General features: G+C 39.8%; 16 protein-coding genes and 2 pseudogenes. 12 read left to right on the top strand and 6 right to left on the bottom strand.

Going from position 1 to position 20933, the window contains the following annotated elements:
- Positions 1–18 precede the first annotated feature (18 nt).
- The 4 genes from DX522_RS01860 (at position 19) to DX522_RS01840 (ending at position 6114) form a co-directional block, all read left to right on the top strand.
- Complete coding sequence (locus DX522_RS01860; RefSeq protein ID WP_115179622.1) at positions 19–474, top strand: DUF441 domain-containing protein; 456 nt, start codon at positions 19–21, stop codon at positions 472–474.
- Entirely contained in the window at positions 471–860 is a 390-nt protein-coding gene (locus DX522_RS01855) for a DUF423 domain-containing protein (RefSeq protein ID WP_115179621.1), read from the top strand. The genes DX522_RS01860 and DX522_RS01855 overlap by 4 nt, the downstream gene beginning before the upstream one ends.
- A complete protein-coding gene (hrpA, locus tag DX522_RS01850; protein ID WP_115179620.1) occupies positions 857–4768 on the top strand; it encodes an ATP-dependent RNA helicase HrpA in 3912 nt (1303 codons plus the stop codon). The genes DX522_RS01855 and hrpA overlap by 4 nt, the downstream gene beginning before the upstream one ends.
- Before the next feature lie 197 nt (positions 4769–4965).
- Complete coding sequence (locus tag DX522_RS01840) at positions 4966–6114, top strand: hypothetical protein (RefSeq protein ID WP_262054142.1); 1149 nt, start codon at positions 4966–4968, stop codon at positions 6112–6114.
- Here the strand turns inward: DX522_RS01840 and DX522_RS01835 are convergent.
- Positions 6101–6325: a hypothetical protein gene (locus DX522_RS01835; protein WP_115179619.1), complete on the bottom strand. Its 225-nt coding sequence runs from the start codon at positions 6323–6325 to the stop codon at positions 6101–6103. The two genes, DX522_RS01840 and DX522_RS01835, sit on opposite strands and share 14 nt — an antisense overlap.
- Before the next feature lie 12 nt (positions 6326–6337).
- Here DX522_RS01835 and dcuC point away from each other — a divergent pair.
- Positions 6338–6562, top strand: a pseudogene (gene dcuC / locus DX522_RS01830) (anaerobic C4-dicarboxylate transporter DcuC); the annotation flags it as partial.
- A 54-nt stretch (positions 6563–6616) separates the two neighbouring features.
- On the opposite strand, the gene folK reads toward dcuC, so the two are convergent.
- The 3 genes from folK to dksA all read right to left on the bottom strand — a co-directional run bounded on the left by folK (position 6617) and on the right by dksA (position 9151).
- On the bottom strand, positions 6617–7120 hold the full coding sequence (gene folK / locus DX522_RS01825) for a 2-amino-4-hydroxy-6-hydroxymethyldihydropteridine diphosphokinase (RefSeq protein WP_115179618.1): 504 nt from the start codon (positions 7118–7120) through the stop codon (positions 6617–6619).
- On the bottom strand, positions 7120–8478 hold the full coding sequence (gene pcnB / locus DX522_RS01820) for a polynucleotide adenylyltransferase PcnB (RefSeq protein WP_262054270.1): 1359 nt from the start codon (positions 8476–8478) through the stop codon (positions 7120–7122). Before pcnB ends, folK begins: the two co-directional genes overlap by 1 nt.
- Before the next feature lie 235 nt (positions 8479–8713).
- Positions 8714–9151 (bottom strand): RNA polymerase-binding protein DksA, encoded by a 438-nt coding sequence (gene dksA, locus DX522_RS01815; protein ID WP_014065107.1) that lies wholly within the window; start codon positions 9149–9151, stop codon positions 8714–8716.
- Positions 9152–9413: 262 nt separating this feature from the next.
- Between dksA and DX522_RS01810 the strand changes: the two genes are divergently transcribed.
- The 7 genes and pseudogenes from DX522_RS01810 (at position 9414) to DX522_RS01780 (ending at position 18239) form a co-directional block, all read left to right on the top strand.
- Positions 9414–11816: a DNA internalization-related competence protein ComEC/Rec2 gene (locus tag DX522_RS01810; protein ID WP_115179616.1), complete on the top strand. Its 2403-nt coding sequence runs from the start codon at positions 9414–9416 to the stop codon at positions 11814–11816.
- Positions 11817–11853: 37 nt separating this feature from the next.
- Positions 11854–13617, top strand: a complete 1764-nt coding sequence (gene msbA / locus DX522_RS01805) for a lipid A ABC transporter ATP-binding protein/permease MsbA (RefSeq protein ID WP_115180872.1) — start codon at positions 11854–11856, stop codon at positions 13615–13617.
- Between the two features lie 53 nt (positions 13618–13670).
- A pseudogene (lpxK, locus tag DX522_RS01800) lies at positions 13671–14650 on the top strand (tetraacyldisaccharide 4'-kinase).
- 17 nt (positions 14651–14667) lie between these two features.
- Entirely contained in the window at positions 14668–14847 is a 180-nt protein-coding gene (locus DX522_RS01795) for a Trm112 family protein (protein WP_005696424.1), read from the top strand.
- Positions 14848–14856: 9 nt separating this feature from the next.
- Positions 14857–15615 (top strand): 3-deoxy-manno-octulosonate cytidylyltransferase, encoded by a 759-nt coding sequence (gene kdsB / locus DX522_RS01790; RefSeq protein ID WP_115179615.1) that lies wholly within the window; start codon positions 14857–14859, stop codon positions 15613–15615.
- Positions 15616–15624: 9 nt separating this feature from the next.
- Entirely contained in the window at positions 15625–17451 is a 1827-nt protein-coding gene (gene uvrC, locus DX522_RS01785) for an excinuclease ABC subunit UvrC (RefSeq protein WP_115179614.1), read from the top strand.
- A gap of 68 nt (positions 17452–17519) precedes the next feature.
- A complete protein-coding gene (locus DX522_RS01780; RefSeq protein ID WP_115179613.1) occupies positions 17520–18239 on the top strand; it encodes a TerC family protein in 720 nt (239 codons plus the stop codon).
- 37 nt (positions 18240–18276) lie between these two features.
- Here DX522_RS01780 and DX522_RS01775 read toward each other — a convergent pair whose 3' ends face one another.
- Entirely contained in the window at positions 18277–19329 is a 1053-nt protein-coding gene (locus DX522_RS01775; protein WP_115179612.1) for an ABC transporter ATP-binding protein, read from the bottom strand.
- 13 nt (positions 19330–19342) lie between these two features.
- Entirely contained in the window at positions 19343–20863 is a 1521-nt protein-coding gene (locus DX522_RS01770; RefSeq protein WP_115179611.1) for an ABC transporter permease, read from the bottom strand.
- Between the last annotated feature and the right edge of the window lie 70 nt (positions 20864–20933).

Below are 20933 nucleotides of genomic sequence, written 5' to 3'. Positions count from 1 at the left end.
CCGCACTTTAGAGGTACTATGACATTACAATTCAATATGGTCGCGTTGTTATTGGTTTTCTTAATTGTTTTAGGTTTAATTAGCCAAAATAGTGCGATTACCATCTCAGCCGCTGTGCTGTTAATTATGCAGCAAACCTTATTATCCAAATACATTCCCATACTCGAACAATACGGTGTCAAAATCGGGATCATCATCTTAACGATTGGTGTGCTTGCACCGTTAGTGTCGGGAAAAATTCAGCTTCCAGATTTAAGTTCATTTTTAAACTGGAAAATGGGTGTGTCTATTGCAACGGGAATATTCGTCGCATGGCTCGCGGGGAAAGGCGTGCCATTAATGAGTGAACAACCTGTTTTAGTCACAGGGTTATTAATTGGTACGATTATTGGTGTGTCTTTCTTGGGCGGTATTCCGGTGGGACCTTTAATCGCTGCAGGGATTTTAGCGGTATTAATAGGAAAATTTAAATGAAAAACAAATGGTTATTTATCGCGGGATTAAGCGGTTTTTTGTGTGTGGCGATTGGTGCTTTTGCGGCACATGGATTAAGCAAGGTTTTAGAACCTAAAGAATTAGCCTGGATTGAAACGGGTGTAAAATATCAAATGTTCCACACCATTGCGATTTTAGCGATTGGCATTTTGCAATTATGCCGTGAATCATTGGTTGCAAACAAAATAGTTAATCTTGCTGCAGGGACTTGGGCGTACGGTATTCTGCTCTTTAGCGGTAGCCTTTATGCACTTGCGCTTGGTGCAGGCAAATTCCTCGTTTGGGTGACACCGATTGGCGGTACGTTATTTTTAATTGCTTGGCTTTGCTTGGCTTACGGTGGTTTTAAAAGTAAATCAGTATGAAGAACAAATCAGTCAAACGTGAATTAAATCCGATACAACAATCTCTCTTTTCGAAACTCAAGGATATTATGCTGGTGGATCAACGTCGTTTATCCGCCCGCATTCATGGTATTGGAAAAATTAAAAGCCAAGAGGCCCAACAAGCCGTTGCCGCAGAAATCCAGATGCAGATTGAACAGGCTCAATTACGTGTAGAAAATCGTAAAAGTGCGGTGCAAAATCCCATCATTTTTCCAGAGAGTTTGCCAGTTAGTCAACGCAAAGCAGAAATCCAAAAACTGCTTTCTGAACATCAGGTCATTGTGGTGGCAGGGGAAACGGGGTCGGGTAAAACCACCCAATTGCCGAAAATGTGTTTGGAATTAGGTTTCGGCAATTTAGGCATGATTGGTCATACTCAACCTCGTCGTATTGCTGCACGCTCTGTGGCGGCGCGTATTGCGGAAGAACTGGAAACGGAGCTTGGCGGTTTAGTTGGTTATAAGGTTCGTTTTAACGATCAAATCAGTGATGATACACAAATCAAATTAATGACTGACGGGATCCTGTTAGCGGAAATTCAAAACGATCGCTTTCTCAATCAATATTCTTGTCTGATTATCGATGAAGCCCACGAACGTAGCCTAAACAACGATTTTATTCTCGGTTATCTGAAACAGCTTTTACCACGTCGTCGTGATTTAAAACTTATCATCACATCCGCGACTATTGATGTGGAACGTTTTTCTAAACACTTTAACAATGCCCCGATTATTGAAGTCTCGGGCAGAACCTATCCTGTTGAAGTGCGTTATCGTCCCGTGGTGGAAGAAGACGATCAAGATCAGCTACAAGGTATTCTTAACGCGGTGGATGAACTGCAAGCGGAAGGTCGAGGCGATATTTTGATCTTTATGAACGGTGAGCGAGAAATTCGTGATACCGCCGAAGCTTTGCAAAAGCAAAATTTAAAACACACGGAAATTCTACCGCTCTTTGCACGCTTGTCTGCGCAAGAACAGAATAAAATTTTCCATCCGAGCGGATTAAATCGCATCGTGTTGGCGACCAACGTCGCAGAAACCTCATTGACCGTGCCGGGCATTAAATATGTGATTGACTCAGGTACTGCGCGCATTTCCCGTTATAGTTATCGCACCAAAGTACAACGTTTACCGATTGAACCTATCTCGCAGGCATCTGCTAATCAGCGTAAAGGTCGTTGTGGTCGTGTAAGTGAAGGGATTTGTATTCGTTTATATTCGGAAGAGGATTTTAATTCTCGTCCTGAGTTTACCGATCCTGAAATTTTACGCACCAATTTAGCCTCCGTTATTTTGCAAATGACGGCATTGGGTTTGGATGATATTGAAGCTTTCCCATTTGTCGATGCACCAGATAAACGCCATATTCAAGATGGTATAAAACTATTGGAAGAATTAGGTGCATTTGAAATTGTTCGCACCAAATCAGGTGAGAAACGTCAATTAACAGTTACAGGCCGTCAATTAGCTCAACTCCCAGTGGATCCTCGTTTGGCGAAGATGTTGCTGAGTGCTGTCTCACAAGGTGCGTTGCATGAAGTGATGATTATTGTCGCTGCATTGTCTATTCAAGATCCGCGTGAACGCCCACAAGAAAAACAACAAGCTTCCGATGAAAAACATCGTCGTTTTGCCGATAAAAAATCAGATTTCTTAGCTTTCCTCAATCTTTGGCGTTATCTACAAGAACAACAAAAAGAATTGAGTAAAAACCAATTCCGCCGCCAATGCCAAAAGGATTTCTTAAATTATTTACGCATCCGCGAATGGCAGGATATTTATCATCAAATTCGTTTAACCGTCCGTGAAATGGGCTTGCCGATTAATTCCGAAAAAGCAGAATATCAGCAAATTCATACCGCACTTTTAAGCGGTTTGCTTTCTCATATCGGTTTAAAAGAAGCGGAGAAACAACAATATCTTGGCGCACGTAATGCCCATTTTGCAATTTTCCCCAATTCTGTGCTTTTCAAAAAACAACCGAAATGGGTGATGGCGGCAGAGTTAGTGGAAACCTCCAAACTTTGGGGGCGCATGGTGGCGGAAATTGAGCCAGAATGGATCGAGCCACTTGCCGAGCATCTAATCAAAAAATCCTATTCAGAACCCCGTTGGTCAAAATCTCGTGGCGCTGTGATTGCCGATGAAAAAGTGAGTCTATATGGCGTGCCGATTGTAGCAGCCAGACCGGTGAATTATGGCTCGATTGACCCAATAGTGAGCCGTGAGATCTTTATTCAATCTGCCTTGGTGGAAGGGGATTGGAATACCAAGCATAAATTCTTCAAAGAAAATCAACGACTCGTTCGAGAAGTTGAAGAGTTGGAACACAAAAGTCGCCGCCGCGATATTTTGGTGGATGATCGCACACTGTTTGAATTTTACGATCAGCGTATTGGCACAAAAGTTGTCTCTCAAAAACATTTTGATACCTGGTGGAAAAAGGCACAGCAAAAAGATCCTGAATTGCTTAATTTTGAACGTTCATTCTTGATTAATGATGATGCGGAAAAAGTGAGCAAGTTGGATTTCCCGAATTTCTGGCATCAAGGCAATTTAAAACTCAAACTGACTTATCAATTTGAACCAGGCACGGATGCAGACGGCGTGACCGTGCATATTCCGTTGCCGTTGCTCAATCAAGTGGAAATGACGGGATTTGACTGGCAAATTCCAGGCCTGCGTGAAGAATTGGTGATTGCGCTGATTAAATCTCTGCCGAAATCTTATCGTCGTAATTTTGTGCCTGCACCTAATTATGCTCAAGCTTTTTTAAGTCGTGCCGTGCCATTGGAGAAACCGTTATTGGATACGCTAATTTATGAATTACGTCGTATGACGGGTGTCACCGTAGAAGCAGAACATTGGAATTGGGAACAAATCCCAAGCCATTTGAAAATGACGTTCCGTGTGGTGGATGAAAACGGCAAGAAAATCGCCGAATCCATGAATTTGGACGAGCTGAAATTTAGCTTAAAAGACCGTGTGCAAGAAAGCATTTCCGCCGTGGCAGACGATGGCATTGAACAAAGTGGGCTGCATATTTGGAGCTTTGCAGAGCTGCCACAATGTTACGAACAAAAACAACGTGGTTTCAGCGTCAAAGCGTTCCCAGCCATCGTAGATGAAAAAGATGCCGTAGGTATCAAACTGTTTGAAACAGAGTTTGAGCAAGCAGTAGCAATGCAACAAGGTTTGCGCCGCTTATTGTTGCTCAATGTACCGTCACCGATTAAATATCTGCATGAAAAATTGCCGAATAAAGCCAAATTGGGGCTATATTTTACCCCGTTCGGTCGTGTGTTGGATTTGATTGACGACTGTATTGCTTGTGCGGTGGATAAACTGATTGCCGATTTTGGCGGTTTTGTTTGGGATGAAGCAGGCTTTGAAAAATTGCGTGATTTTGTTCGAGAAAATCTGAATGAAGTGACCGTGGATATTGCGCAGAGAGTGGAACAAATCCTCTCTCTCAATCATGCCTTAAACCAACGTTTAAAAGGTAAAATGGATTTCACGATGGCCTTTGCCTTTTCTGATATTAAGGCGCAATTAAGCGGACTGATTTATCCCGGTTTTGTGCAAAAGAGTGGTTATGATCGCCTACCAGATTTACAGCGCTATCTGCAAGCCATTGATAAACGTATTGATAAATTAGCTCAAGATGTAAACCGTGATCGTGCGGCGATGCTACGCGTAGAACAGGTGCAACAGGCCTACCAACAACTTCTTGCCAAACTGCCGAAATCCAAACCGATTTCTGATGAGGTGGCGGAGATTCGTTATATGATCGAGGAATTGCGGGTGAGTTTATTTGCGCAGCAGTTGGGGACCAAGTATCAGGTGTCGGAGAAGCGGATTTTGAATATGATTGGAACATTTTAAAGTAGTTAGCGGTAATTCAATTACCTAAGTTTTTAATATGGATATTAATAATAGAGAATTAGCAACTGTAATATGGATTGTAATCTCATTTATACTTATTTTATTATCATAGGAGTGTAAGAGATAGTTTCTGTAACGTAATTAAATGCTTTTTTGATAAGAAGGTTTTGTTTGTAATAGCCTTATCTGCTATATGGATGAGCATTGGCGTATTCATTTTATATGAGATGAATATTTGGCAATGGAATAATATAAAAACAACCTTAACATGGTTTGCATTCTCAATAATTACAATGATTATAGGGGGTAGTAAGTCTGAGGATAAAAAGAAATATTTTTTATCATTGCTTAATGAAAATATTAATATTGGTGTTTTTTTGACATTTGTTATTGAGCTCCATTCTTTTTCATTTTTTATAGAGTTTATTATGATTCCTATCTCAGTATTATTGTTCGTATATGTTAACTATAATAGTTTGAGTAAGAATGATGTTAAGATAAAACTTCTTATTAATATCATTCTGGTTTTTTGGATGGTTGCATATTTTTTACATTCAATATATTTATCAATTGGTTTATTTAATGCTAATTGGTTATTGAGTAATGTTATAGAATTATTTTTGCCAGTAATTCTATCTTTAATATGTATTCCTTTTTTATATTCCTTATCTATATATATGGAGTATGAGAGAGTGTTTTCATCATTGAAAATATATTTTAATGATGACGACCTATTTAAATATGCAAAAAAATTAAGTTTAAAATCGTTTAAGTTAAATGTTGATTACTTAAGACGATGGAACAGAAATCTCAGACTTAACCAGGTGAGAAGTAAAGTTGATTTAGAAAAAAGTGTATGTGATATAAAGAAATTAAAAGATCTAGAATCTAATCCTCCTTTTGTTTCTTCAAATAAAGGATGGTCTCCATATTTGGCTAGAAATTTTCTAGAAAAGGATAATTTGGTAACTAATGATTATCATTCAGGCTGTGATGATAAATGGTGGGCATATAGTAGACCATTACTAATAGAACAAGAAAATTTGTTTTCAGATATAATTACATATTATATATATGGGGATGAAAATATTGTTAGTGAATTAAAATTAAAAGTGGATATTAATAATGTATCGATATCAGAGTCTACAAAGAATGTTATTTTAAAAGTATTTGATCATTTACTAGTTAATTCAACAAAGAGCACTTCTATTCAAGCAAGTGAGTGTTTGATGAAAATTCCTTTCTCAATGGAAGTGGATAATTATATTATAAATTTTACTAAAGAGAATTTTATAAGTAATAAGGGCTATACTTTAGAATTAAATATATTAATTAAATTAGAATAATATCCCCAAGATAACGCAAGCGTCCACGCTTATGCTTATTTGGTCCAAGCGAGGACGCTTGAACCATCGTTCTGTTTTTAAAAAAGTGCGGTCGTTTTCTCAAACGTTTTTTAACTTCAAAAATCCCTCCAAAACCAACCGCACTTTCTCCCCAAAACTCTTTTTGTGCTCTATCTCCAATTTTCGTATTGAACTGATTTACAACTGCCAATTCAATCGCTAATTAGCCACTCAAATTGGCGTCAACCCAGCGTTCTTAACCATTCCAATGTTACAAGCCTCTAACCTAGGTCGTGGTTTATCACCAGTTTCTGGTGTGGTTGTGGTGGTATCCGGTATGGGAAAAATCTCACCATTTGAAATCGTAAAACGTATGTCTGTCCCAATGTTGGTTGGTTTTATTTGTGTGATTATCGGCACTGAAATCTTTGTTTCTGTTGCCGCCTAATTTGATAGGTAAAAAAGAAGGGCTGATAGTGAATATCAGCCCTTTTGTTTTGAGTTAAGTGCGGTCAATTTTTTCGCTGTTTTTGATTTTATGCATTTGATGATTTTCAAAGGCTTTCACTAAATCAGCGACTTTTTCGCCTTCCGGTAAAAACAAATCTTGTGCGATATCATTAAGCGGCACAATCACGAATTCGCGATTTTTCATATCGTAATGAGGCACGGTTAAGCGTTCATTTTGAATGATTTGATCACCATAAAGCAGAATATCCAAATCCAGTGTACGCTCACCCCAACGACGTAAACGCACGCGACCTTGTTCATTTTCGATACGTTGCAATTCATCAAGCAAAGCTAACGGTGGGCGAGTGGTTTCGATCATTGCTACTGCATTTACATAATCTGGTTGATCTTGCGGGCCTAATGGTTTGCTTTGATAAAATCCGCTGACCGATTTTAATTCGGTATTAGGTAGCGCAGAAATTGCCTCTAATGCGGAATTTAATTGTTCTGTAGGCGTATTTAAATTACTGCCAAGGGCGATATATACTTGAACCATTAGTTAGCCGCCTTAGGTTTACGTCTGCGGTAATATTTTTTCTTCGGCGCTGGATGCAATTTTTGTTGCTCTTGAACCAATTGGCGACGTTGTTCTTGATTGCTGAGTTGGTATTCATGCCACCATTTTGCGAGTTCAACGGTTTCACCGCCTTCCACTTCAGCACGCATCGCCAATAAATCAAAGGCTGCACGGAATTTTTGATGTTCCATCGTGCGAGCAGGGTGAGAACCGGTACGTTTAAGCAATTGTAATTGCAACATCCAAATATCACGAATGACAGAGGTGTGACGACGTGGTGCGGCTAATGAACGGCATAATTGGTCAAGCACTTCATTGCCTGCAAGGGCATAAGCATCGTGATTGTTTAGACCACCTTCATTTTTCAACACATCCACTTTTTCGCGCAATGGATACCAGAAGAATGCCGCAAATAAGAAGGCTGGATTAATGCGTAATTTATCGGCAATACGTTCATCTGTTGAATTTAACGACGTTAAAATTATGCGTTCCGCAAGGCTGTCTTCTTTTTCGGTGAAATAAGGCGTTAAGCTTGGGAAAAGCTGTTCAAATAAGCCATATTGGCGAAGTAATTTATAGGTTTTTACACCATTGCCAGACTGCAATAATTTTAAGCTTTCATCGAATAAACGCGCCGGTGGAATATTTTTCAGCAATGGTGCAAGCTCACGAATGGGCTGTTCACTTGGTTTTTCCAAGAACATATCCAATTTCGCCATAAAGCGCACAGAGCGTAGCATACGCACAGGATCTTCTTGATAACGGGTTACAGGATCGCCAATCAGACGTAATTTTCCGTTTTTCAGGTCATCAATTCCGTTGAAGTAATCACGCAGCGTATTATCTTGCGGATTGTAGTAAAGGGCGTTTACGGTAAAGTCACGACGCTCCGCATCTTGTTCAATGGTGCCATACACGTTATCACGCAGTAACATTCCCTCATCGCTTTGTTTCGCTTGATTTTCGCTGCGTGCATCCGAATGGCTAGCACGGAATGTGGCCACTTCGATCACATCGCGTCCAAACATAATATGCGCAAGACGGAAACGACGACCAACTAAACGGCATTGACGTTGGAATACCGCTTGAATTTGCTCGGGGCGTGCATTCGTTGCTACATCAAAATCTTTTGGGTGTTTACCTAACAATAAATCACGCAAACAACCACCAACGATATAAGCGTCATAACCTTGACGTTGCAATTTTTCTACCACGGTAATGGCATTACGGCTAAACATACGTGGGTTAATACCAAAATGAGAGGCTTTAACGATATGTTTGTCGTGACGATGCGCTTGGGTGTTCGTTTTTTTGTGGTGAGAAGAGGACGGGGCGATCTTGGGTTGTGAACGCTCTGCTTTTGAAACGTTTGGTTTTTCAGTTTTGGGCGCCGTTTTTGGGACAGGCGAATTTATATTGGTTTCAGTTTCTTTTTTAGTTTTTTTACCAAATAAATTTTTTATATAAGTAAGAATAATTTACTCCATTCTCTGTGTTAAATGCGCATTTGATAAAAACACGAAAAGTGCGGTTATTTTTGACCGCACTTTTTCATTGGGTTATTTGAATCAATTAACCTGCGACTTGTTTTTCACGAATTTCAGCAAGGGTTTTGCAATCGATACAAAGATCAGCCGTAGGACGTGCTTCTAAGCGACGAATGCCAATTTCTTCCCCACAAGAATCGCAATAACCGAAATCATCGGTGTCCAATTTTTTCAATGTATATTCAATCTTTTTCATTAATTTACGCTCGCGATCGCGGTTACGTAATTCAAGACTGAATTCTTCTTCTTGGGTCGCACGGTCAGCAGGATCTGGGAAGTTTGACGCTTCATCTTGCATATGAGCAACAGTTCTTGATGCTTCTTCCACAATTTGCTCATGCCATGCAGTTAAAATTTTTCTGAAATGAAGAATTTGATCTTCATTCATGTATTCCTCATCTTTCTTAGGTTGATAAGGTGTAACACCGGCTAAATCCAGCAAACTTAGAGATGCCTTAGACATTGATAACTCCTAATAATAGTACAGAATTTAATGACGTCCTGTCTTGTTTTTGTGATTAGTTCTTATTACTAAAAATAGCTGACATAAGAACCTAGTTATTTTAAGGGCGATATAAATAGCAGAACTTCATCTATTTAGCAAATAAATTTAGCCTGGAAATTTAAATTTTGCGATCGAGATCGCAAAAAATGGCGTAATTATTTGTTTATTTATGAGGTTAAGGCTAGGTTGCCTTATTTTCTCGCGATAAATCACACTCCAAATGAAACTCACGCTATTTCAACTGTGTATCATGCTCATCATTTCAGCCTTTTCTTTGCTTATCGTGCCTGATTTTTTACTGTTGACCTGGCAACGAGCAGGGCTGAGCATTTTATTGTTGGTTATGACCGCATTTTGTTTCCATTGGTTCAATTATTTTAAAGTCAGAAATTTTTGCATTAACGGCATTTGCTTTTTGCTTGCCTTAGCTTACGTGCATTCACAAGCCTTGTCGTTATTGACTCAAGCAGAAAAAATCTCCAGTTTACCGAATAAAATCACGTTAGAACTCCACATCTCAGAAATTCTTCATCAGCAAGATTATCAAACGTTGGTTGCTACGACGTCTTTATTTGATGGGAAAGAACAACAAATTTTTATTAATTGGAAAGCGCTAGAAAAGCCACAAGTAGGTGAAATTTGGCGGGTGGATGTAAAGCTTCGCCCTATTTCGGCGAGATTAAATCATGGCGGATTTGATCGGCAGCAATGGTATTTTTCTAAAAGGATTATTGCCGTAGGAAATGTGAAAAGAGCGGTCAAAATTGGAGACGATTTTTCTTTCCGCACACATTTTTTACAGAATAGCCTCAAACAGACAGAAGGGCTTTCTTTACAAGGTTTACTTATCGCATTGGCATTTGGTGAGCGAGCTTGGTTGGATGATAAAACATGGCTGATTTACCAACAAACGAATACAGCACATTTAATTGCTATTTCAGGACTCCATATCGGTTTAGCAATGGGCTTAGGTTTTTTCTTTGCTCGATTATTGCAAATACTCTTGCCAACACGCTTTATTTCGCCATGGTTTCCGCTTTGCTTTGGTGTGTTGATTGCCTTAGGTTACGCCTATTTAGCCGGATTTAGTTTACCAACCTTTCGTGCAATGATGGCATTGCTTTTTATTGCAATCCTTCAATGTTCTCGGCGATACTACGCGCCTTCGCAAATGCTGTGTTTGGTGGTGGCATTTTTACTGTTTTGTGATCCGCTTATGCCACTTTCGGTCAGCTTTTGGCTTTCAGTTGGTGCTGTTACCTGTTTGATTGTATGGTACCGATATGTTCCCTTATCAATAATGGAGTGGCAACATAAAAAATTATCTAGCAAAGTGCGGTGGATTTTTGGCTTGTTTCATTTACAGCTTGGGCTGCTGGTTTTATTCACGCCCATTCAGCTTTTCTTTTTTAATGGCTTGGCATTAGATGGATTCTTAGCAAATTTAATCGCAGTGCCCTTGTATAGCTTCTTACTTGTACCCTTGATTCTCTTTGCTGTATTAACCCATGGTGCATTTTCTTCTTGGCATTTTGCAAATGTGATTGCTCAAGGTATTACACAATGCCTCAGTTTTTTCCAAGGCTCGTATATGCCGATTTCGATTAATTTATCTCTCATTCTGACCGCACTTTTAAGCCTTGTTTTTGGCGGAATGTTATGTGGATTGTATTTTGCATCTCAAGGGAAAACAAAAAATACACCGTTAAAATCGAGTCGATTTTTCACGTTAAATCATACAAAAATCTTATCAGCAAAAGATTATAAACAAGCTCTATTGGGCGTAATTCTTATTTTTAGTATGTGTATGAGTACGCTAGGATATCGATATTTCACGAAACCCAAATGGCAGTTAGATACGTTAGATGTGGGACAAGGTTTAGCAACCTTAATTGTGAAAGAGGGGAAAGGTGTATTGTATGACACAGGGCCCGCATGGCAGAGTGGAATAGGTAGCTCTTCTATGGCGGAATTAGAGATATTACCTTATCTTCAACGGGAAGGCATTGAACTTGAAACCTTGATTTTAAGCCATGATGATAATGATCATTCAGGCGGTGCTAAAGCGATTTTAGCTGCATACCCAGAAGTTGAACTAATCACACCTTCTCGTAAAAACTATGGCGAAACGCACCACACTTTTTGTCTTCAGGGGAAACAATGGCAGTGGCGAGGGCTTGATTTTAAAATTCTTTCACCAGCGCAAATTACAGACAGGGCGGAGAATCCTCAATCTTGCGTGATTTTATTCACGGATGGACAGTATCAAATTCTTTTAACCGGTGATGCGGATGTGGCAACAGAAAGATCTTTTGCTGAAAAACTAGGCAAGATTAACGTGTTACAGGTAGGACATCATGGTAGTAAAACTTCAACTGGCGAGATTTTACTGGCGCAGACAAAACCGGATATAGCCTTAATTTCAAGTGGACGATGGAATGCGTGGAATTTTCCTCATCCAACCGTGATTGAACGGCTAAATCGTTATCAAAGTGCGGTCGAAAATACGGCTATTTCAGGTCATATAAGGTTAAATTTTACTGAAAAAGGGATTGAAATTGAAAAGGCGAGAGGGGATTTTTCACCTTGGTTTGCCCGTGTAATTGGATTATCCCCGAAATAACAGGTACAATGCAGCCAATTTTTATTAAGACAATGTGATACAAGAACAAACTATGCAAGATAAAGATTTCTCAACCTCGCAAACTTTTAAGCGTTTATGGCCGATGATTTCACCTTTTAAATCAGGTTTGTTAGTCGCTGCCTTTGCTTTAATTTTTAATGCTTTGGCTGATTCAGGTTTGATTTATATGCTTAAGCCTTTGCTCGATGACGGTTTTGGTAAAGCCGATCATTCTTTCTTGAAAATGATGGCGTTTGTTGTAGTTGGCATGATTATATTGCGTGGTGTGACTAACTTTATTTCTAGCTATTGCTTGGCGTGGGTATCCGGTAAAGTAGTGATGATTATGCGCCGCCGTTTGTTTAAACATTTAATGTTTATGCCAGTGAGCTTTTTTGATCGTAATTCAACAGGCAAATTGCTTTCTCGTATTACCTATGATTCAGAAATGATAGCGAACTCTTCATCTAGCTCATTAGTGACGATTGTTCGCGAAGGAGCCTATTTAATTTCGTTGCTTGTTGTGATGTTCTATACGAGTTGGGAATTAACACTTGTACTTTTCGTGATTGGCCCGATTATTGCAGTGCTGATTCGCATGGTGTCTAAGATTTTTCGTAAGCTCAGTAAAAATATGCAAGACTCTATGGGGGAATTAACCTCTGCAACGGAACAAATGCTGAAAGGGCATAAAGTGGTGCTTTCTTTTGGTGGACAATTAGTTGAAGAAGAGCGTTTCGATAAAGTCAGTAACGATATGCGTCGCAAAGGTATGAAGATGGTGACTGCTGATGCGATTTCAGATCCTGTTGTGCAAGTGATAGCCTCTTTAGCGTTAGCTGCGGTACTTTATTTGGCGACCACGCCTTTAATTGCTGATCATAATTTAACAGCGGGTTCTTTTACGGTGGTTTTTTCTTCCATGTTAGCGATGATGCGTCCGTTAAAATCTTTGACGAATGTGAACTCACAATTCCAACGCGGTATGGCGGCTTGTCAGACATTATTTGCGATCTTAGATTTGGAAACAGAGAAAGATAATGGCATGTATAAAGCCGAACCCGCAAAAGGTGATTTAGAATTTAAAAATGTGAGTTTTGCTTATGATGGTAAGGAAGAAAAAGCCTTAAATAATATTTCTTTCTATGTGCCCGCAGGCAAAACTGTGGCATTAGTGGGGCGCTCAGGTTCGGGGAAATCAACGATTGCCAATTTGGTGACGCGTTTCTACGATATTGACGAGGGCGAGATTTTATTAGATGACGTGAGGATTCAAGATTATCGTTTATCTAATTTACGTGAGAATTGTTCTGTTGTTTCTCAACAAGTGCATTTATTTAACGATACGATTGCCAATAATATTGCTTACGCAGCAGAAGATAAATACACGCGTGAAGAAATTATCGAAGCAGCAAAAGCGGCTTATGCCCTAGAGTTTATCGAGAAACTTCCACAAGGTTTTGATACCGTTATTGGTGAGAATGGTGCAAGTCTTTCTGGTGGTCAACGTCAGCGTTTAGCCATTGCTCGTGCGTTATTACGTAATTCACCGGTTTTAATTTTAGATGAAGCGACTTCTGCTCTCGATACCGAATCTGAACGTGCGATTCAGTCTGCATTAGAAGAGCTGAAAAAAGATCGTACGGTATTGGTGATTGCGCATCGTTTATCAACCATTGAAAATGCCGATGAAATCTTAGTCATTGAACACGGTGAAATTAAAGAATGTGGTACGCATCAAGATTTATTAGCGCTTGATGGTGCGTATAAACAATTACACAGTATGCAGTTTAGCGGATAAAATAATAAGGGCGAACCAATGTGTTCGCCCAAAATCAATATAGGATAAATGAAATGCCTTTTTGGTACTCTAATTCAAAGCTAGCTTGGTTGCTCCTTCCTTTCTCACTGCTATTTTGGTTGATTAGCCAAATTCGCCGAGCACTGTTTTCTCTTAATATCTTATCCTCTTATAAATCCCCGAAACCAGTCATTATTGTCGGCAATCTTTCTGTTGGTGGAAATGGTAAAACCCCTGTCGTTGTCTGGTTAGTTGAAGAATTGCAAAAACAAGGATTGCGTGTAGGCGTGATTTCTCGTGGCTATGGTAGCCAATCTAAAACCTATCCTTTACTTGTTACACCTAAAACAGATCCTGTTCAAGGGGCGATGAACCTGTTCTAATCGCTAAAAGAACAGGTGTACCCGTGGTGATTTCACCGAATCGTCAACAAGCTATTGAATTACTTTTGAAAACACAGGATTGCGATCTCATTATTTCTGATGATGGATTACAACATTATAAGTTGCGACGTGATATTGAAATTGTTGTGATGGATGCAGAGCGAGCTTTAGGGAACGGCTTTGTGCTACCTGCTGGGCCTTTGCGTGAGTTACCAAGTCGTTTAAAAAATGTGGACTTTGTGATTACCAATGGTGGAAAAAATGCTTATTCTGATGCCATTATGCAATTAGTTCCTCATTATGCAATTAATTTAGTGACGGCAGAAAAACGCTTACTAAGTGAGTTTACTCAAGGTTTAGCCATCGCGGGAATTGGTAACCCACAACGTTTTTTCACGATGTTGGAAAATTTAAATATTCGTTTAGAAAATACGAAAGCTTTTCAAGATCATCAACATTTTGAACCGCAATTATTAGAAAAACTCGCTGAAAACCAACCGCTCTTTATGACCGAAAAGGACGCAGTAAAATGCCAAGCTTTTGCTAAAGAGAATTGGTGGTATGTTCCAGTTGATGCGGAGATTGTTGAGGCTGAAAACCAAGGCCAAAAACTTCCACAATTGTGGGAAAAAATCCGTCATTTGGTTTAACCCTATTCGAGAGAAATATGCGTGAGAAACTTAATCCTCGATTATTAGAAGTGATTGCTTGCCCTCGATGTTTGGCAAGATTGAAATACGATCAAGAAAATCAACGGCTCATTTGCCCTTTTGAGCAAGTGGCGTATCCTATTGAAAACGGCGTGCCGGTTTTGTTGGCAGAAAAAGCCGAAACATTAAAAGAATAAGGAATACTTATGTCATTTACAGTTATTATCCCTGCTCGTTTTGCGTCGAGCCGCTTACCAGGCAAACCTTTAGCGAATATTGCCGGTAAACCCATGATTCAACATGTTTTTGAGAAAGCTCAACAATCAGGCGCGAGCCGAGTCATTATTGCCACAGATAACGAACAAGTTGAAAAGGCAGCAAAAGCTTTTGGGGCAGAAGTGTGTATGACATCAGAAGCACATAATTCTGGTACTGAGCGTTTAGCGGAAGTGGTAAGTAAGCTTGGTATTGCTGATGATGAAATTATTGTAAACATTCAAGGGGATGAGCCGTTAATTCCACCCGTTATTGTGAGTCAAGTGGCAGAGAATTTAGCGAAGTTTAACGTGAATATGGCGACACTTGCAGTAAAAATTCACGAAGCGAAAGAGTTATTTAATCCAAATGCCGTGAAAGTCGTCACCGATAAAGATGGCTACGTTTTATATTTCTCTCGTTCAGTGATTCCTTACGATCGTGATCAATTTATGCAATTAGCGGATACCTCAAAGGCACAACTGGCTGATGCGTATCTTCGTCATATTGGTATTTATGCTTATCGTGCAGGCTTTATTAAACAATATGTGCAATGGGCACCAACGCAGTTAGAAAACTTAGAGAAATTAGAGCAACTCCGTGTATTGTGGTACGGTGAGCGTATCCATGTGGAATTGGCGAAAGAAGTTCCGGCTGTTGGTGTGGATACAGCTGAAGATTTAGAAAAAGTGCGGTCAATTTTGGCGTAGTTTTTACTGATGTTTGATTCTAAAAAGTTTCTCTCAGACGTTTCTCATGAACCTGGCGTTTATCGTATGTATGACGATAAAGATCAGGTTATTTATGTGGGCAAAGCGAAAGATCTAAAAAAGCGCCTTTCCAGCTACTTCCGAAAAAACTTAAGCAGCAAAAAAACAGAAGCCTTGGTGTCGTCAATTCATCATATTGATACGACGATTACCTCTTCTGAAACAGAAGCATTATTGCTTGAGCATAACTTTATTAAACTTTATCAACCTCGTTATAACGTATTATTGCGAGATGATAAATCCTATCCTTTTATTTTACTGACGAAAGAACGTCATCCTCGTATTACTTCTTATCGTGGAACGAAAAAAATAGCGGGCGAATATTTCGGGCCTTATCCTCATGCGGGGGCAGTACGTGAAACCTTGTCGTTAATGCAAAAATTATTCCCTGTTCGTCAATGTGAAAATTCGGTTTATAACAATCGTTCCCGCCCTTGTTTACAATATCAAATCGGGCGTTGTTCTGCACCTTGCGTGCCAGGTTATGTGACTGATGAGGAATATAATCAACAAGTTGAATTAGCACGACTATTTTTACAAGGAAAAGATCAGCAAGTATTAGATTATCTTATTGGTAAAATGGAGCAGGCGAGCCGAGACTTGGATTTTGAAGGTGCGGCACGTTATCGAGATCAAATTCAAGCGGTTCGTGCGGTTATCGAAAAACAATTCGTATCCAATGAGCGTTTAGATGACATGGATATTATGTCTATTGCGTATCAGCACGGTTTAGCTTGTGTTCAGGTAATGTTTATTCGTCAAGGCAAAGTATTGGGCAACCGCAGTTATTTTCCGAAAGTACCCGCTAATACCGATTTATCTGAACTCACAGCCACTTTTGTTGGGCAGTTCTATTTGCAAGGCCATCAAGGCAGAAGCATCCCCAATAGCATTATTGTAGATCATAAACTAGATGAAAAAGCCGAGCTTGAAGCTTTATTAACTGAACAAGCTGGCCGAAAAGTGGTGATACAAGAATCCGCTAAAGGCGATAAAGGCAAGTATTTGCAGTTGGCACAAATTAATGCCAAAGCGGCTTTAGCGACTCAACTTAAACAATCTTCCCGAATGCACGAACGTTATCAAGCGCTTTGTGAGTTGCTCGATATGCCTGAAATTAAACGCATGGAATGTTTTGATATTAGTCATACGATGGGTAATCAAACCGTGGCATCTTGTGTGGTATTTAATCAAGAAGGCCCACTGAAATCAGATTATCGCCGTTTTAATATTGAAGGTATTACGGGTGGTGATGACTATGCCGCGATGGAGCAAGCTTTAAAGAAACGTTACGACCGCGATCTTGATGAAGATAAAATCCCCGATATTATTTTTATTGATGGTGGTAAAGGACAGCTAAATCGTGCCTTAGAGGTTTTTCATCATCTCAACATGAAATGGGATAAAAATCGACCGCACTTAATTGGTGTCGCAAAAGGAGTGGATCGTCGAGCAGGACAAGAGGTGTTGATTATCAGCAAACAAGATCGTGAAATCCATTTGCCAGATGATAGCCTTGCACTGCATTTAATCCAACATATTCGAGATGAAAGCCATAATCATGCGATTAGCGGTCATCGTCAAAAACGCCAAAAAGCCTTTACCCAAAGTGGATTGGAAACTATTGAAGGGGTAGGCGCTAAACGACGCCAAGCCTTGTTGAAATATTTAGGTGGATTGCAAGGTGTCAAAAATGCCACGTTGGATGAAATCGCCTCTGTACCCGGTATTTCTAAAGCCTTAGCAGAAAAGATTTTCGAGACCTTAAAAAGTTAGGAAAAATCTTGATTTTCTACGCGAACTGTCTATGATTCAACCTTTCGGATTTTATATAGGAACATATTATGTTTGAATGGCTTGTTGATCCCGAAGCATGGATTTCATTGCTAACTTTAACCGCACTTGAAATTGTCTTGGGTATCGATAACATTATTTTTATTAGTATTTTAGTGGGACGTTTACCCGCGAATCAACGCCAATCTGGTCGTATTATCGGTCTTGGGTTAGCGATGATTACCCGTATTTTACTTCTTGTTTCCCTTTCTTGGATGATGAAATTAACGGAACCGCTATTCACTTTAGTTGGTCAGGAAATTTCAGGTCGTGATTTGATTTTATTCCTTGGGGGCTTATTCCTGATTGTGAAAAGTACAGGCGAAATTAAAGAAGCGATGTATCCTGAAGCACATCATGAAGAAGAGAATAACAAGAAGAAAGTCAGTTACTTGGGGGTGTTAATCCAAATCGCTATTTTAGATATTGTGTTTTCTTTAGACTCCGTGATTACGGCAGTAGGCATGGCAAACCACCTTCCAGTGATGATCTTGGCAATTATGATTGCAGTTGGAGTGATGATGTTTGCGGCGAAACCAATTGGTGATTTTGTTGATACCCATCCGACATTGAAGATTTTAGCCTTAGCATTCTTAATTTTAGTTGGAGTAAGTTTAATTGCTGAAAGTTTGGATATTCATATTCCAAAAGGCTACATTTACTTTGCAATGGGCTTCTCCGCAGTGGTAGAAATGCTCAACATCAAAATGCGAAAATCACTTGGTCATTAAATCATATAAAAAGGCGGAACAATGTGTTCCGCCTTTTTTAGTCATTATAGAATACCCCTTTCCCATACAAATACATGGTGACTTGTTCGCCAGTATGATATTCGTTAATGAGATCTTCATTGATATTCAATTCATAACCGCCAACATCAATACAAATATTGATAGCTCGTCCTCTTGATTCAATTCGTTTAATCTCACCTTTAAAAAACGCAGTCGGATCTTGGATTTTTTTCGCAAGAGAGAATTGCTCAGGGCGGAATAAGACTTCCCCTTGCGTATGACCACTTCCTTTATTTTCGACTGCAATTTTACCTAATTGACAGGTCGCGATGCCATCGTTTTTTAATGTTGCAGGAAGAATAATGCTGTCCCCAATAAATTTAGCAATAGACAAATACTGAGGTGACCAATAGAGCGTTTTAGGTGTCGCAATTTGGAGAATTTGTCCTTCTTGAATTACTGCGATTTTGTCCGCATGGCATAGTGCTTCATCACGATCATGGGTCACGAATACGGCAGAAGAACCACTTTCTCTTAATACTTGTAACATATCGTAACGAATTTGATTTCTCAGATGCTCATCTAATGCACTGAATGGCTCATCAAACAGGATTAATTCAGGGCTAGGCGCAAGCGCTCGGGCAAGTGCGACACGTTGCTGTTGACCACCTGAAAGCTGATGGGGAAAACGGTCAGCTAAGCTGCTAATGCCCGTCAGTTTCATCACTTCCTGTATGCGTTGTTTTTCCTCTTCAGTTTTCCCTTTGCCATCGCCTAAGCCATAAGCAATATTGCGGTAAACATTTAAATGAGGAAATAGCACGCCTTCTTGTACCACATAGCCTAATTTGCGTTGCTGGGTCGGCACATTGAGATTTTCTTTAAAAATAGGTCGATTCTTTAACCAAATCTCACCGCTTGTTGGTTGTTCAAAACCAGCAATACTACGTAACAAGGTTGTTTTTCCACAACCGGATGCACCGAGAAGAAATAGAATTTCACCTTTCTCTAATTGCAGAGAGATATTGTGCAGAACCTGGTGCCCATTAAAGGATTTATTCAAATTTTTAATGTCGAGTAATGTTGTCATTTTTATCTTCTCGTTATTTAAAACCGTATCGTTTCAGTAAAAATACAGGAATGCCAGAAAATAGCACTAACATAATGGCATAAGGCGTAGCAGCCGCATATTGTGCATCAGAGGTATATTCCCACACCGCGGTTGAAAGCGTTTTAATGTCATTTGGGGTCAGTAATAGGGTTGCAGTGAGCTCTTTCATTAAGTTTAAGAACACTAAAGCAAAGGCGGCTGCAATCCCTGGCAACATGGCTGGAATAACTAAGGTACGGAAAATATAAGAGTTGCTACGCCCTAAGCTTTGCCCTACCTTTTCAATGTTGCTAGACATTTGTTCAAGCGAGCTACGCAAGGTGGTTTGTGCCATTGGAAGATAAAGCATAAAATAGGCAACGACAACCATGGCAAAGGTTTGATAAAGCGAATACGCATAGTTGATGGTAAAGAAAACCAAGGATAATGCGATAACAAGCCCCGGCACTGCGTGAAGTAGATAAGGAATTCGATCAAGCCAAATCGTCAATTTACTGCGATAGCGCACTGCGGCCCATACCAACGGTAAAGCACAAATAACGGTAAGTGCTGCACCTAGAGTTGATATTGTCAGTGAATTTGTGAAGGCAGTAAAAAATTCCCTAAAATCGACCGCACCTTCAATGGAACTTCCCACTGTTAGCCAATAAATCAGCATAGTAATCGGCACACCAATACTGAGCACAAAAATGGTCATGAAAAAGCCAGTCACTAAAATTTGTTTTCCTGCTGAGAGTGTTTTTAATGGATAAGGGCGAATTACCCCTTTACCACTTTGATAGAGCGTTTGTGTGCCTCTAAAACGAATCTCGCCCATTACAACAAGAATACAGATCACCATTAATACGCCAGAAAGTAAGGCAGCGGTGTTGTTATTAAAGGCCATTTCATATTCTTGGAAAATAGCGGTGGTGAAGGTTTGATAATTTAAAATAGAAACCGCACCAAACTCTACCAACATATGAAGCGCAATTAATAATACGCTGCTACCGATGGCGGGTTTGAGTTGTGGAAAAATCGCATGCCAAAATGTGTAAGCATGGCTTTTAGCCAGTGAAAGGCTCACTTCTTCTAAAGAGCGGTCAAGTCTTTTTAAGGTCGCTGTGACAGGGAGATAAGCAAGCGGGAAAGAACTCAGCGTCATAATGCCGATGGTTCCCCAGAAGCCTTCCACTCTGAAGGTGAGACTGATCCACGTAAAACAGCTGACAAAAGCCGGAATACAAAGAGGGAGAGTCATGGCGACTTGGAAAAAGCCTTTTCCCCAGAAGCGATAACGTTCTAATAAAAACGCACATAGTGTGCCGAGGATAATGGCAAAAAGCGTGACAAATACCATTAAAAGTAGGGTATTACTGAGCAATTCCCACATTCTTGGGCGCCAAAGTAATTCAATGCTGCGAGCTAATCCGACATCTGCAGCACGCTCAATAACATATAAAAAAGGTAATAATAATGGCAAACTAATCAGCACTATTAAGGCTATAAGCCAGCGAGGTGGGCGATTAGACACAGAAAAATCCTTGAAAATATTAGTGTAAAATAAGTAGAGTAAATAACAGAAGGGCGTGTATTACACGCCC

The organism is Haemophilus parainfluenzae (assembly GCF_900450995.1).
Classification (GTDB): Bacteria; Pseudomonadota; Gammaproteobacteria; order Enterobacterales; family Pasteurellaceae; genus Haemophilus_D; species Haemophilus_D parainfluenzae_O.
This window is presented reverse-complemented; position numbering and strand designations above follow the sequence as displayed.

What these genes read in the sequence shown, in the direction of transcription:
- hrpA (WP_115179620.1), top strand. Translation starts at nt 857, where the DNA reads ATGAAGAACAAATCAGTCAAACGTGAATTAAATCCGATACAACAATCT.
- DX522_RS01860 (WP_115179622.1), top strand. Translation starts at nt 19, where the DNA reads ATGACATTACAATTCAATATGGTCGCGTTGTTATTGGTTTTCTTAATT.
- DX522_RS01810 (WP_115179616.1), top strand. Translation starts at nt 9,414, where the DNA reads ATGAAACTCACGCTATTTCAACTGTGTATCATGCTCATCATTTCAGCC.
- uvrC (WP_115179614.1), top strand. Translation starts at nt 15,625, where the DNA reads ATGTTTGATTCTAAAAAGTTTCTCTCAGACGTTTCTCATGAACCTGGC.
- DX522_RS01840 (WP_262054142.1), top strand. Translation starts at nt 4,966, where the DNA reads ATGAGCATTGGCGTATTCATTTTATATGAGATGAATATTTGGCAATGG.
- DX522_RS01775 (WP_115179612.1), bottom strand. Translation starts at nt 19,329, where the DNA reads ATGACAACATTACTCGACATTAAAAATTTGAATAAATCCTTTAATGGG.
- DX522_RS01855 (WP_115179621.1), top strand. Translation starts at nt 471, where the DNA reads ATGAAAAACAAATGGTTATTTATCGCGGGATTAAGCGGTTTTTTGTGT.
- DX522_RS01795 (WP_005696424.1), top strand. Translation starts at nt 14,668, where the DNA reads ATGCGTGAGAAACTTAATCCTCGATTATTAGAAGTGATTGCTTGCCCT.
- dksA (WP_014065107.1), bottom strand. Translation starts at nt 9,151, where the DNA reads ATGTCTAAGGCATCTCTAAGTTTGCTGGATTTAGCCGGTGTTACACCT.
- kdsB (WP_115179615.1), top strand. Translation starts at nt 14,857, where the DNA reads ATGTCATTTACAGTTATTATCCCTGCTCGTTTTGCGTCGAGCCGCTTA.
- folK (WP_115179618.1), bottom strand. Translation starts at nt 7,120, where the DNA reads ATGGTTCAAGTATATATCGCCCTTGGCAGTAATTTAAATACGCCTACA.
- DX522_RS01780 (WP_115179613.1), top strand. Translation starts at nt 17,520, where the DNA reads ATGTTTGAATGGCTTGTTGATCCCGAAGCATGGATTTCATTGCTAACT.